13 protein-coding genes are annotated in these 13,843 nt (G+C 62.1%); 8 read left to right on the top strand and 5 right to left on the bottom strand.

Going from position 1 to position 13,843, the window contains the following annotated elements; translation table 11 throughout:
• Both LQ249_RS21710 and LQ249_RS21715 read right to left on the bottom strand, forming a co-directional pair.
• Positions 1-1,518 carry an amino acid ABC transporter permease/ATP-binding protein gene (locus tag LQ249_RS21710; RefSeq protein ID WP_046382612.1) on the bottom strand — a complete coding sequence of 506 codons (1,518 nt, stop codon included), beginning with the start codon at positions 1,516-1,518 and terminating at the stop codon, positions 1-3.
• 322 nt (positions 1,519-1,840) lie between these two features.
• Positions 1,841-2,815 carry a LysR family transcriptional regulator gene (locus tag LQ249_RS21715; RefSeq protein ID WP_017849371.1) on the bottom strand — a complete coding sequence of 325 codons (975 nt, stop codon included), beginning with the start codon at positions 2,813-2,815 and terminating at the stop codon, positions 1,841-1,843.
• A 196-nt stretch (positions 2,816-3,011) separates the two neighbouring features.
• Between LQ249_RS21715 and LQ249_RS21720 the strand changes: the two genes are divergently transcribed.
• The 6 genes from LQ249_RS21720 to LQ249_RS21745 all read left to right on the top strand — a co-directional run bounded on the left by LQ249_RS21720 (position 3,012) and on the right by LQ249_RS21745 (position 9,264).
• The gene (locus LQ249_RS21720; protein WP_017849372.1) at positions 3,012-3,434 is read left to right on the top strand and encodes a RidA family protein; all 423 of its coding nucleotides are present in this window, start codon (positions 3,012-3,014) and stop codon (positions 3,432-3,434) included.
• Between the two features lie 54 nt (positions 3,435-3,488).
• Positions 3,489-3,938 (top strand): type II 3-dehydroquinate dehydratase, encoded by a 450-nt coding sequence (locus LQ249_RS21725; protein ID WP_169865565.1) that lies wholly within the window; start codon positions 3,489-3,491, stop codon positions 3,936-3,938.
• A gap of 88 nt (positions 3,939-4,026) precedes the next feature.
• Positions 4,027-5,277, top strand: coding sequence for a flavin-containing monooxygenase (locus LQ249_RS21730; RefSeq protein WP_104902741.1), 1,251 nt, complete (start codon positions 4,027-4,029; stop codon positions 5,275-5,277).
• Positions 5,278-5,352: 75 nt separating this feature from the next.
• A complete protein-coding gene (locus LQ249_RS21735; RefSeq protein WP_177029995.1) occupies positions 5,353-5,709 on the top strand; it encodes a VOC family protein in 357 nt (118 codons plus the stop codon).
• A 341-nt stretch (positions 5,710-6,050) separates the two neighbouring features.
• Entirely contained in the window at positions 6,051-8,072 is a 2,022-nt protein-coding gene (locus LQ249_RS21740; RefSeq protein WP_079444404.1) for an FIST N-terminal domain-containing protein, read from the top strand.
• A gap of 145 nt (positions 8,073-8,217) precedes the next feature.
• Positions 8,218-9,264 carry an alpha/beta hydrolase family protein gene (locus tag LQ249_RS21745; protein ID WP_232565899.1) on the top strand — a complete coding sequence of 349 codons (1,047 nt, stop codon included), beginning with the start codon at positions 8,218-8,220 and terminating at the stop codon, positions 9,262-9,264.
• Positions 9,265-9,318: 54 nt separating this feature from the next.
• Here the strand turns inward: LQ249_RS21745 and LQ249_RS21750 are convergent, their stop codons facing one another.
• Complete coding sequence (locus LQ249_RS21750; RefSeq protein ID WP_046486823.1) at positions 9,319-10,530, bottom strand: YeeE/YedE family protein; 1,212 nt, start codon at positions 10,528-10,530, stop codon at positions 9,319-9,321.
• A 139-nt stretch (positions 10,531-10,669) separates the two neighbouring features.
• On the opposite strand from LQ249_RS21750, the gene LQ249_RS21755 reads away from it, so the two are divergent.
• Positions 10,670-10,945, top strand: a complete 276-nt coding sequence (locus LQ249_RS21755; protein ID WP_017849380.1) for a metal/formaldehyde-sensitive transcriptional repressor — start codon at positions 10,670-10,672, stop codon at positions 10,943-10,945.
• Complete coding sequence (gene dmeF / locus LQ249_RS21760) at positions 10,942-11,868, top strand: CDF family Co(II)/Ni(II) efflux transporter DmeF (protein WP_232565900.1); 927 nt, start codon at positions 10,942-10,944, stop codon at positions 11,866-11,868. The genes LQ249_RS21755 and dmeF overlap by 4 nt, the downstream gene beginning before the upstream one ends.
• A 24-nt stretch (positions 11,869-11,892) precedes the next feature.
• On the opposite strand, the gene LQ249_RS21765 is transcribed toward dmeF, so the two are convergent.
• Entirely contained in the window at positions 11,893-12,690 is a 798-nt protein-coding gene (locus tag LQ249_RS21765) for a DNA/RNA non-specific endonuclease (RefSeq protein ID WP_046382606.1), read from the bottom strand.
• Between the two features lie 175 nt (positions 12,691-12,865).
• Positions 12,866-13,831, bottom strand: a complete 966-nt coding sequence (locus tag LQ249_RS21770) for a fimbrial protein (RefSeq protein ID WP_052735766.1) — start codon at positions 13,829-13,831, stop codon at positions 12,866-12,868.
• Positions 13,832-13,843 lie beyond the last annotated feature (12 nt).

A 13,843-nucleotide genomic window follows, 5' to 3' on the forward strand; every position in this document is an offset into this window, starting at 1 on the left:
TCACGCCAGCGAGACGTCCTTGAGGAACGCCTCCACGCGTGGGTTCTGGCCGCTGCGCAATACCGCAGGCGTGTCGTCGCAGACCACACGCCCCTTCTCCATGAACACGATCCGATCGGAGACCTTGAACGCGAAATTCATCTCGTGGGTGACGATCACCATGGTGATGCCCTCCTCGGCCAAGGCTTCGATGACTTGCAGCACTTCGTTGACTTTCTCCGGGTCGAGCGCCGAGGTGGGCTCGTCGAACAGCATGATCTGCGGGCGCATCATCAACGCGCGGGCGATGGCCACGCGTTGCTGCTGGCCGCCGGAGAGTTGGTGCGGGTACTTCCAGGCGTGGTCGAGCATGCCAACCTTGTGCAGCAGCGCGTAGGCCTGTTGCTTGAGCGCGTCGGTACGCCCCAGGCCGTGGTATTTCGGCGCCATCAGCAGGTTGTCGAGCACGCTCAAGTGCGGGAACAGGTTGAAGCTCTGGAACACCATGCCGATGTTCAGGCGATGCTCGGCGTGTTCGACGTACTGCGGTTTCTGCGCGCCGGTTTTGTTCAGGTGGATGAACGGCTGGCCGTTGATCTTGATCTCGCCGTTGTCCAGTTGCTCCAGGCCGTTGAGCAGGCGAATCAAGGTGGTTTTGCCCGACCCCGACGGCCCGATCACCGACACCACTTCACCGGGTTGGACCTGCAGGTTGACCGAGCCCAGCACCTCGATGTCGTTGTAGGCCTTGTGCAGCCGCGTGGCTTGCAGCGCCGGGGCCCCGGTGGTTGCCGGGCGTTGCAGCGCAACCCGTTGTTGCGTGGCCAGCGCCAGCACCGCCGCATCGGGAACCCGCGACACATTGCGTTGGTTGACGTCGAGAAAGCGCTCCAGGCGTTTGAGCAGGAAGTCGAACACGGTGACGATAAACACGTAGAAAAACGCCACCGCCGCCATGGTTTCGATCACCAGGAAGTTCTGCGAATACAGGCGCTGGCCGACCATCAGGATTTCCGTCAGCGAGATCACCGACACCAGCGAGGTGAGCTTGACGATGGAGATGTATTCGTTGGCCAGAGACGGCAGCGCCACCCGCACCGCCTGGGGGATCACCACGCGCCATTGGGTGCCGAAAAACTTCAAGCCCAACGCCCGCGCTGCCTCGCCCTGGCCTTTGGGGATCGAGAGCAGACCGCCGCGATGGATCTCGGCCACATACGCCGTTTCGCAGATCACCAGGGCCAACAGGCCGGACCAGAACGGGTCGGCCAGAATCGCCGACGTGCCGGGCAGCGCTTGCGGCAGGTTGTAGATAAAGATCAACAGCACCAACAACGGCAGGCTGCGGAACAGCCAGATATAGCCACGCGCAGGAACGCTGAGCAGCCCATGTCTGGATTGCTTGGCCAGCGCCAGCAGAAAGCCCAGACCGATACTCAAGACCCAGGTCAGGGTGCTGAGCTTGATCACCGTCCACGTTGCGCGCCAGAACTCGGCGTCACCCAGCAGACCCAACATATAATTCCAGTCGAATGTCATCGTCGCGCTGCCCTGCCCCAAAAAAGAAGTTGATCTGCGTCAATGAATTCAGAGTCGTGGGGACGGGCCCTTGGGGTCAATTCGTAAAACCCGGTCCACTGGGTAGGCAGAACCTACGCAGCCCGCCGCCACCCTCGAAACCACCAAAAATCAATGTGGGAGGGGGCTTGCCCCCGATAGCGGCGCATCAGCAACACATCAGCAAGCTGACCCACTGCAATCGGGGGCAAGCCCCCTCCCACATTGGATAGGCTGTAGGCCCTGACCGAAAGGGTGCGCGCCTGAACTCACCGCGCCGAACACGCCACCTTTTGGTGCAAATTCAGCTCACACTGCTGAGCGAGCGCACCGCATGCGGGTCAAAAAAGCTCGGCGGGGCCATGCCGGGGATGTACTGGTCGGACACAAACATGCGGCAGCGCTCGGCAAACGCCGACACCACACGCGACAGCTGGGTGTTGCTCGCCGTGGCGTAGCCCAGCTTCATCGGCCGGTGCGCGCCCGCCAGGCGCAGGCGGATCACGCGTTTGCCGTCCTGGGACAGGTTCGATTTGGGCCGCGCATTCGCGAAGGAATAACCGATCCCGTTGCCGACCATGGCGCGCACCGTTTCGAGGTTGGTGGAGCGCATGATGATGTTCGGCGTGGTGCCTGCCTGCATAAACAGGCTGAGGAAATAGTCGCGGCTCCAGGGCGTGTCGAGCAGCACCACCGGGTACGCCTCCAGGTCCTGCATGCTGACTGCCGACAGACTCGCCAGCGGGTGGTACTCGCCGACCATCACATACGGCGGCAGGTGCGCCAGGGGTTGGAAATCGATGTCGGGGCTGGTCACCAGGTCGTAGGTCAGGGCGATGTCCAGCTCGCCACTGCGCAGTTTTTCCAGCAGTTCCTCGTGGTTGCCTTCGGCCTGGGTCAGGCGCACACCGGGAAACGCACGACCGAAACCAAACACCAGCTCGGGGGTGATCATCGGCGCCAGCGACTCCAGGCAACCCACGCGCAGCGGCCCGCGCACGGTGTTCAACGACTCCGAGGCGATGGTGTAGAGGTTGCTCACCTGCTCCAGGATCTGTTTGGCTTCTTGCATCACCAGGCGCCCCACGGCCGTCAGCGAAATGCCCTGGGCGTGATGCCGGATAAACAGCTGGATGCCCAGCTCGGCCTCCATGTGAGTGATCGCCGCCGAGATCGACGGCGACGAAACATGGATGCGTTCAGCCGCGGCACTGATGCTGCCGGCCTCGCCCGACGCGACGAAATATTCCAGTTGGCGCTGAGTGATACGACTGAGCATCAGGCCTGTACCTCGGTAATGACTGTATGCCCAGCGCGTTGCAGGGTTCATGCCGGGATAGGCGCGGGCCCTGCGCAGGGCGATGACCTGCACGGGCTTCGGTTTTTCCTAAGCACTACCCCGCACAAATGCTGGTTTCGTCCGGCGACCGCCGATGTGAAGCTGATTGCATCCCGCTGCCGACGAGTCGCTCGCCATGCCCACCCATACCCGTATCCGCATGTTCAATACCAAACAGACCTATCCCAACCAGGCGCTGGACAACGACCTGTGCCAGGCCGTGCGCGCTGGTAACACCATCTATGTGCGCGGCCAGATCGGCACCGATTTCGACGGCAACCTGGTCGGCCTCGGCGACCCGCGTGCCCAGGCCGAACAGGCCATGAAAAACGTCAAGCAACTGCTTGAGGAGGCGGGTTCCGACCTGTCCCATATCGTCAAGACCACCACCTATCTGATCGACCCGCGCTACCGCGAGCCGGTGTACCAGGAGGTCGGCAAATGGCTCAAGGGCGTGTTCCCGATTTCCACCGGGCTGGTGATTTCCGGCCTCGGCCAACCGGAGTGGTTGATGGAGATCGATGTGATCGCCGTGGTGCCGGACGACTGGAGCGTATGAAGGCGGCCGACGCCCACCTCGTGCTGCACCTCGCCGAATAAGCCGGAGAACCTCATGCCCCACACCGTGTACTTCCTCAATGGCCCCAACGCTAACCTCTATGGGCTGGGCAAGGACGGCACCTACGGCAGTGCCAGCTTCGCCAGCATCGAAGCGCGTTGCCAGGGCCACGCCGCGGAGTTGGGCCTGACCCTGGACTTTCGCCAGAGCAACCATGAAGGCGTGCTGGTGGACTGGATTCAAGAGGCCCGCCTGAACGCCGACGCCATCGTGATCAACGCCGCCGGGCTGAGCTACAGCTCGGTGCCGATCCTCGATGCACTGCTGGCGTTCGACGGCCCGATCATCGAAGCGCACATGAGCAATATCTGGAAGCGCGAAAGCTTCCGGCATCACTCCTACGTGTCCAAAGCCGCCACCGGCGTGGTCGCCGGGTTGGGCGCGCTGGGTTACCAACTGGCACTCACGGCGGTGGCCGAACTGCTCACAGAGCCGCCGCAGTGAACGGTATCACCCACGCGTCCACATTGGCGGTCCACCGCGACCGCGCCCGTTCTTTTCAGACAGACTTCTTACTATTCAGGCCCTTCCTATGTCAGTAGAAACCATCAACACCCTGGTAGTCGGCGCTGGCCAGGCCGGCGTCGCCATGAGCGAACACCTGTCCCTGATGGGCGTGCCGCATATCGTGCTGGAGCGCAGCCGCATCGCCGAGCGCTGGCGTTCGGAGCGCTGGGACTCGCTGGTCGCCAACGGCCCGGCCTGGCACGACCGCTTCCCCGGCCTGAAATTCGAGGGCATCTCCCCCGAAGCCTTCCCGCCCAAGGAGCGCATGGCCGACTACTTCCAAGCCTATGTCGAAATGCTCAACGCCCCGGTGCGTACCGGCGTCGAAGTGCAGCAAGTGGAGCGCCATGTCGGGCGCCCCGGCTTCAAGGTGACCACCTCGGCGGGCGTGATCGAGGCCGCTAACGTGGTGGCCGCCACCGGCCCGTTCCAACGCCCCTCGATCCCGGACATCGTCCCCGCCACCGCGCCGCTGCATCAGTTGCATTCCTGCGCCTACAAGAACCCCGGCCAACTGCCCGAAGGCGCCGTGCTGGTGGTCGGCGCCGGGGCCTCCGGCGCGCAAATCGCCGAAGAACTGCAAAAGGCCGGCAAAACCGTGTACCTCTCGGTCGGCGAACACTACCGCCCTCCCCGCGCCTACCGCGGCCGCGACTACTGCTGGTGGCTCGGCGCCCTGGGCCTGTGGGACGAAGTCAAAATCCAGCCGAAGAAAAAACACGTGGCCTTTGCCGTCAGCGGCTACGAAGGCGGCAAGACCGTCGACTTCCGCCGCCTCGCGCATCAAGGGATCAACCTGGTGGGCGTCACCGAACAGTGGAACGCTGGCGTCATGACCTTCGCCCCCGGCCTGGCCGCCAACGTGGCGCAGGGCGATCGGGCGTACTTCGACGTACTGCGCGACGCCGATGCGTACATCGAGGCAAACGGCTTGCCGTTCCCCGAAGAACCGCAAGCCTGGGAACTGCTGCCCGACCCGCAATGCCTGCTGAACCCGACCCTCAGCCTGGACCTGGCCGAAGCCGGCGTGACCACGATTCTATGGGCCACCGGCTTCAAGTTCGACTTCAGTTGGTTGAAGGTGGATGCGTTCGACGAGAACGGCGAACCGTTCCACAAACGCGGGATTTCGGCGCAGAGCGGGATCTATTTCCTGGGCCTGCCAAACCTGGTGAACCGGGCGTCGTCGTTTATCTATGGGGTTTGGCATGATGCGAAGTACGTGGCGGATCACATCGTGTTGCAGAACGAGTACATGGCGTATGGCAAGGCTTAGCGCCTTGTTCCCAGCGACATTTCAACGCTCGAACCGTTACAATCGCCGCTTTGGACATTCGCCAAGGAGGCAACCATGAGCGTTCGTGGTCAAGATCGACAGATCGACAATATTGAATTCAATGTCAGCGACATTGCCCGCAGCAAAGCCTTCTACGGCAACGCCTTCGGCTGGACGTTCGTCGACTACGGTCCGACCTATACCGAATTCAGCGATGGCCGGCTGACCGGTGGTTTCACCACCGGGGAGCCGGTTCGACCGGGCGGCCCTTTAATCATCTTGTATTCGGACAATCTGGCAGACGCGCAACAGCGGCTCAAGGCTCTGGGCGCAGTGATCTCCCGCGAAATTTTTGCGTTCCCCGGTGGAAGCAGGTTCCACTTCATTGATCCCGACGGCTATGAACTGGCCGTGTGGACCGCGCAACCGTAGATCCAGTTGGAATACCAGCGGCTTCGACACTTTATGTTTGCCGACCTTGAGTTCAATGGCGCCCGCGACCAAAAGACAATTGCGCGCGCTAAGTATATTGGCCTCAATCAATGGGAAATCTGGCTGGAAGATGCCAAGACCGGTGAAGTTATCAGTCAACGCCTACACTGATCCGCGATAAAGGGGGCACACTTATTCGCCAGTTAAATGGCGGCAATAAATTGTCCTGTTCACTTTGTCGCACCCCCTCTGTTACGGCTCCAGCCCCCGCCATATCGGCCGATAACTTGATTAACCGCAAGCCCAACGCATGCGCCCCTCACTGGATCGAGCCCGCCGCCATGAACCCACTCAACCTTCTAAAAAAAGCCCGGGCCGATCGACAAGGCACCGCCACCCTCACCTGCACCGCCAATGAACTGGAGTCCTCATTGGCCAACCTGCGCATCGCGCCCGTGCTGATCACCGGTTTCATCTCTCCGCACCTGGACATCGACCAGATTGCCGCCAAGCTCAAGCGTCGCTTTCCCCACACCAGCATCAGCCTGTGTACCACCGCTGGCGAGTTGTGCAACGCGGCGAATTCGCTGTATTGCACTACCGGCGAGCGCTGGGACCGGATTGTCCTGCAGTTGTTCGACGACAGCCTGATCGCCTCGGCCGAGGTGGTGATGGTGCCGCTGGAGTGTGAGGACATCCGCAGCGGCGGCAAGCGCATGGGGATGAAGGAGCGGATTGCCAAGCTGACGAGCAATATCAAGCGGGTACAGGCACACACGCCGATCGACCATCGCGACACCCTGGCCTATGTGGTGTTCGATGGGCTGTCCGCGTCGGAGTCGTTTTTCATGGAGGCGCTGTATGAGTCGGGGCGCTTCCCCTGCCTGTTTGTCGGCGGTTCGGCCGGGGGTAAGTTGGATTTCCAGAAAACCCTGATCCATGACGGCCAGCGCAGTTATCAGAACCACGCACAGATCGTGTTCCTGAAAACCGCCGCGAATGTGCGTTTTGGCGTATTTAAAAGCCAGAATTTCAAACCGGCTGACTTGACCTTCAGCGTGCTGACCGCCTCCGAAGAGGACCGCACGATTGACCAGGTGATCGACAGCGCGGGCAATATCAAGAGCATGGTGCAGGCGCTGTGTGACGCGTTCAGTTGCGCGCCCCAGGCGCTGGAAGCGAAGTTGGCGGATTTCTCGTTTGCCATCCGCGTGGGCAATGAATTGTTCGTGCGCTCCATCGCACGGATCGACTATGAACAGCAGATCGTCCAGCTGTATTGCGACGTGGCCCCCGGCGAGGAGCTGGTGATGGTGCGGCGCACGCCGTTGCGTGAGGCCACCCGCACGGACTACGCGCAGTTCCTGCGCGGCAAGGGCGGCCAGCCGGTGGCGGGCATTCTCAATGACTGCATTTTGCGCAGGCTGAACAACCCCAGCGAATTGGGCAGCATGGCCGGGACGTTTGGCGATGTGCCGCTGGCGGGGCTGTCGACCTTCGGTGAAATCCTTGGCCTGAACCTGAACCAGACCCTGACCGCGATTTTCTTCTTTCGAGTGGCCAAGGGCGCCAGCTACAGCGACGAATACCTGGACAACTTCATTGCGCACTACGGCGAGTTCAAAGCCTTCTTCCTACGCCGCCAGGTAAATAAGCTGGCCGGATTAAACCATGTGGTGGTCAAGCAGATTGCCGCGTTCAAAAACAATGACTTCAGCGGCGCCCTGAATACCCGCGGGCTGGACAGCAATATCCTGCCGGTGTTCGAGGGCCTGGCAGACCTCGGCCAAGTGCTGGCCCAGGCCGAACGTCAACAGGCGGAAATCGCCTCGCAGATCAAGCATTACTCCGGCGAATTGCACGCCTCGATGGACGAACTGGTGGGCACCATCGACCAGCAGAACAGCGTGTCTGCAAAGGCCGGGGCGACGGTCGAGGGCTTGTCCAGCCAGGCGGACGATGCCGTAGTCGGCGCGCGGACCCTGGCCGGTTCGAGTTTGCGTATCCAGTCGATTGTGCAGGTGATTCAGCAAATCGCCGGCCAGACCAACCTGCTGGCGCTCAACGCCGCCATCGAAGCCGCGCGCGCAGGCGACCTGGGCCGCGGTTTTGCGGTAGTGGCGGATGAGGTGCGCAAGCTGGCGGAAATCACCCGCAAGAATGCGGCGGAAATCGGTGTGGATATCGACCTGCTGTCCGGCGAAATCCAGCGTGTTGCCCAGCAGATTGAAGACCAGTCCAGCGGCGTCGGCGCCTTGCGCGAAATGCTCGATGCGCTGGAGGCGTCAAGCCGCGCCACCGAGGGGACCGCGCAACGGACCAAGACGATTGCGGATACGCTGACTGGGCTTACGCATGCGTAGGCCCCCAAGGGGTCGATGTCGGATGTTCGAGTAGCGGGAACAGCATGTTCAGCCAGAGGTCGCGCGTGTTGGGCTGCTCGCGAGTATCTGGCTGGGCAGCCTTTCAGGCTATGATGCGGCGCTCACATCAAGGACGATAGAAACCGTGAAAACCGCCCTCGCCGCTCTGCTCCTGATCTGCCTGACCACGCCCGCGCCCGCGCTCGCGGTCGACAACGCCATCGGCTTCCAAACCGCTACGCTGGCCGATGCTCACCATGAGCGTCCGCTGGAGATGGTCGTCTGGTACCCCGCCGCCACCACCGCAACCGCCGAACCGATCGCCGACAGCGTGGCTTTTATCGGCGCCCTCGCGGTGCCCAACGCGCCGCCGGCGAGCGGCGAGCATCCGCTGGTTGTGCTCTCCCACGGTTACGGCGGTAATTGGGGCAATCAGGCGTGGCTGGCCAGTGCATTGGCGCACCGGGGTTACATCGTCGCAGCGGTCAATCACCCGGGCACCACCACCAGGGATCGCAGCCCGCAAGCCGCCGCGCAGTTATGGCAACGGCCCAAAGACGTGAGCCGGGCCATCGATGCGGTGCTGGCGCAGCCGAAGCAATTTGGCGCGGTCGCCAAAAACCGGATCGCTGCGGCAGGCCATTCCCTCGGTGGCTGGACCGTGATGGAACTCGCCGGGGCACGGTTCGACCCCGACCTTTTCACCCAGGACTGCGACGCACACCCGAAGTTGGGCGGTTGCATCGTCTACCACCAGATCAACCCCGCCAACACGCCAGCCGCAAAGGCCCAACTGGCCGCGGACCTGCGCGACAAGCGCGTCAGCGCCGTGGTGTCATTGGACCTGGGCCTGTCACGCGGTATGACCGACGCCAGTCTGGCCGCATTGTCAGTGCCGACGCTGGTGATCGCGGGAGCGGTGCCCTCGGAGGATATGCCCGCCGAGTTGGAGTCCGCCGACTTGGCCAGGCGCCTACCAACAGCCTCGACGCGCTACGTAGCGATCAGCGACGCCACCCACTTCAGCTTTATGTCGAGCTGCAAGCCCGGCGCGGTGGCGTTGATTGAGGAAGATTCGCCAGGCGATGGCGTGATCTGCCGGGACGGCGACGGCGCGCGGCCACGGCAGGTGATCCAGCAGCAGGTCGTTGCGCTGATCACACAGTTTCTGCAGCCGACACCCCACAATTAAAACAAAGGGTGGCTCAAGACAAAGCGCATCGGGGCAGCACGTGTGCGGGCATTCTCAGCACCCGCTCAACGCCACCTGCGGCCGCTCGCCGGCAAAGAAGAACGGGCGCAACCGCACGCCGACGCTGTTGCCGATGAACGCCGCCACCAGCCACACCCAGCCATGCAGGCTGCCGGAGGCGATGCCGCTGAAGTACGCGCCGATGTTGCAACCGTAGGCCAGGCGCGAGCCGTAACCGAGCAGCAGGCCACCGATCACCGCCGCCATCAGCGAGCGCGCAGGAATGTTCAGGTTGGGGGCGAAACGCCCGGCCAGGCCGGCGGCCAGGAGCGCACCGAGGACGATGCCAATGTCCATCACGCTGGTGATGTCTTCCCACACCGGCGCGGCCAGGGCCTTGGCGTTGCCCGGCATTTGCCAGAACGCCCAACTGCCCACCTCCACACCCAGGCCACTCGCCACCTTGGCGCCCCACAGCGCGAACGCCGAGGTGATGCCCCACGGTCGCCCGGCCAGGGCCAGGGTTGCGTAATTGAGCAGGGCCAGGCCAATCGCGCCCCACACCAAGGGCCAGGGGCCACGCAGGAAGCGGCGCAAGCCTTGATGCTCGCTGGTCACGCCGGCTTCCAGTTGACCATGACGGGCCTTTTCCAGGCGCACGCTGACGGCTGCGATAAGGCCGAACACCGCCAGGTTCAGAAGCAGCGCCGGCATGACGCCGACACTTTTGACGATCGACGTCGCCGGGAACGCCGGCAGTGCAAACCACCAGCCCACATGGTGCGTGGCGATCAACGAACCACAGATAAAGAAGAACAGCGTCACCAACATGCGCGCATTACCGCCGCCCACGGTGAACAGGGTGCCCGACGCACAGCCGCCGCCCAGCTGCATGCCGATGCCGAAAATGAACGCACCGAACACCACCGATACCCCGGCCGGCGCTACCAGCCCGACCACCGGCTGGCCGAACAACGTGCCCGCCCCCAGCGCCGGGAAGAACAGCAATACCGCTATCGCCAGCATCACCATTTGCGCACGCAAACCGGCGCCGCGCCGGTCATTGATAAACACGCGCCAGGCCGAGGTGAAACCGAAGGCGGCGTGGTACAGGGTCAAGCCCAGCGCCGCGCCGACGACCAGCAACAGCACCTGGCGCATGCCGACAAGGTTGTGCAGGAACACGGCGCCCAGCACCAGGAGCACAAAGGCCACCAGGGGCGCGACAGGCTTGCGCGCAGAGGTTGTGGAAAGAGAGGTGCTCATGAGGTATCTCAATTCATTTGAAGGGGGTTGATGACCAGACCGTCGAGTATAAACCGAGAGGGTCTGTCTCTCGGCGGAAGATTGCATAGGGGGGCGGGGTATGCCATGCTCCGCGCCTCATAGGTAGGGGGGGTATATTTTGAGCCATATAGCGGCCAACAAAGACAGTCTGATCAAGCGCGTCAAGCGCATTGCCGGTCAGATTCAAGCGGTGGAAAGAGCGTTGGAATCGGACAGCGATTGCGCCAAGACCCTGCACCTGGTCGCCGCCACACGCGGCGCCATCAACGGCTTGATGGAAGAAATCATCGAAGAACATGCCCGGGCGCATGTGGCGGACCCATCCCTCAGCGAGGAAGAACGCAACCAGGGCGTCGAAGAGTTGCTTGAAGCCATTCGGCGGTACTCCAAATGAGCCTTGATCATACCCACGAGCATGTCTTCCTCGGCTCGGCCCACGAAGAAAACGCCAAGCGCACCTTATGGGTGGTGATGTTGACGGTGGTGATGATGGTCGCGGAAATCGCCGCCGGCGCCCTCACCGGTTCGATGGCCCTGCTGGCCGACGGTTTTCATATGGCCACCCACGCGGGTGCGTTGGGCATCGCCGCCGCGGCCTACGCCTATGCCCGACGCCATGCGTCGAGCCCGCGGTTCAGCTTCGGCACCGGCAAGGTCGGTGATCTGGGCGGCTTTGCCTCGGCGCTGATCCTGGCGCTGGTGTCCCTGGGCATTGGCATCGAGTCGGTCATGCGCCTGTTGCAACCGACCGACGTGCAGTTCGGCACCGCGACGCTGATTGCCGTGGTGGGGCTGGTGGTCAATATCGTCAGTGCGCTGTTGCTCGGCCACGGTCATAGCCATGGGCATGATCACGAACACGAACACGAACATGCCCACGGCCACCATGGCCACGATAACAACCTGAGATCCGCCTATGTGCATGTGCTCGCCGATGCACTGACCTCGGTGCTGGCAATCGCTGCGCTGCTCGCGGGGCGGTACCTGGGTTGGGTCTGGCTCGACCCGTTGATGGGTATCGTCGGCGCCATCGTGATCGCACGCTGGGCCTGGAGCTTGATGGGCGTGACTGCCGGCGTACTACTCGATCAGACCCATGAGCATGTTGCTGCGGAGATCCGGGAGCTGGTGGAACAACCGGGCGACGCGACGATTACCGACTTGCACGTCTGGCAGGTAGGGCCCGGTGTGCATGCGGCAATCGTGAGCGTTGTCGGCCGCTCCACAGCGGATGCCGACAGCATTCGCGAGCGCCTCAAACCGGTGCATGAAGTGAGTCACCTCACCGTCGAGTTTCGCACGCTCGATGTGGCGTAGCACGACGCTGGGTGACTCCCCCTCTTACGTGCGCCCTACTGACCCGGAGACCGGAAGATTACCGAGCAACTTCAGCCCGGTACTCTTCACGAACGCGTCATAGTCCATTGGCCGCTGGATGCGCGTCTGCGCGTTGGGCAGCACGTAAGCCCAGGCGCGTTTCGACGAAGCGTCGTACACCAGCTTGAACAGGCGCGTCGGCACCCAGACCTGGTTGTCGCCGATGGTGCCGTAGCCGGGGTCAAACAACGGGCCGGTGAACACAAACACATCACCGCCAGCGCGCTTGGCGAACTTGCGCACATCCGCCTCGACCTTGCTCCAGATCTTACGGTTGTTGGTAGGGTCTTGCGGCACCATGTTCGACAGTGCAAACGACTGCGCCATGGCATGGGCGTTCGGTGCGTCGGCGGCCGGCGACTGGTGGCCACGGTCGACGGCCGGATGCTGGCTGTGGTAGTCGCTCAACTCTGCACGGCCATCCTTGGGGATGCGCGGGTCGGGGTAGAACAGGTTGGTGCGCTCCTCGCCCTTGGCATCCTGCAATTGCTCGGCGTTCAGGCGCTCGACCACCACCAGCGGCGTCTTGCTGGTCTGCGAATAGAGCACCGCAAAATTGTCCGAACACAGGGCCAGGGGCCGCATGCTGGCGGGCACGGTGGCAGTGTTGATGGGTTTGGCGGCGGGGAAAAGATCGGCACAGCCATCAAAGGAGGCACGTTGTTCGGTGGCCGTGTAGAGGTCAGGCAGACTGCGGGCATGGGCCGCGGTCGAGAGTAAAACAAGGGCCGACAGCCCGACTGCAATGTTGCGTAGGTACATGTTCTAGATCTTTTGGCTGAGGATAAACCGACAACCATCAACGATGGTGCGGGGGCTGTTGACCGTGAAAAACCAGGTTAGTGCCGCAGGGCCGCGCCTGCTCTAGCCCCGGCATTACAGCAGAAAATTCCCACACCCCACACCCCGCAGCGCTACGTCCGACCTTCGGGTTTGGTCAGTTGTAGGTCATGGTAAACGTCGCGGTGCTGTTGGCCTGGCCGGCGGTAACGTTGGCATCGGTCTGGTAGTAACGTGCCACCAACGGGATTGCATAGGGGCCGTCGCTGACCGTAGTGCCCGCGGCAATCGGCGTTCTAAGCGTGACGGGGGCATTGTTGTAGTAGAGCCTTACGCCAACCCCGGTTGCGGCGGTAGGAGACGCATTCAGTGCCAGCACCCCAGCAATCCCGGAGCTGTGGGCGTTGCCATCCAGGGCAACTTTGACCCGTGTATTGGCATCGCAATCGAGCGGGATGGAAAAGTTGATTTCATCTCCCGCGCTTCCCGGGCCGGTGAACTGGCTTCGCGGCACATTGCCCATGGGCACAGGGATGGACGTATTGGAGACCGAACAAGCGACGGGAATGATGGTATTGCTGCCGGACAGGCTGGCGTAAGCAGCATAAAAATAATTAACGATACTGCCTGAGGCGAGTCTTCCATTCGTCAGAACACCGGCCCCAACTGCCCCCGAAGTGGTTTTTACCAACTGCACGGTAATTCCGGGTTCAGGCAGCGCAACAGTGCTGGGCCCGTTGAAGTTGACATCGTAAGGCATAGCGCCGCCGAAGAATAATACACGAATCCCCACACCCGCTATATTGGTGTTGTATACGTTATTCCCATATGCGCTGATGACTCTGAACTGTTCCATTGCAAAGCGATGCACATAATTCACACTGCAGCCGTAAAAATACCGGCCACCATTGTAGGCGCCGGTATTGGCGGTTGCCAAAACCGTGCCGATGGGAGTATCACGCTGGACAATCAACGTTCCAAAATTTACCGTTCGCGTCAACGCCGACGACACGCCATTGTAAAAACGGCACGATGCCAATGCGTTATTCGATAACACCGTTAAAACCCATGCCGCACTGCCAAAACAGAACAACCTAATCAGCGTCCGTTGTACACCCAGCATAAAAAGCCCTCG

This window comes from Pseudomonas sp. 7-41, from assembly GCF_021233075.1.
In the GTDB taxonomy this organism is placed as follows: Bacteria; Pseudomonadota; Gammaproteobacteria; order Pseudomonadales; family Pseudomonadaceae; genus Aquipseudomonas; species Aquipseudomonas veronii.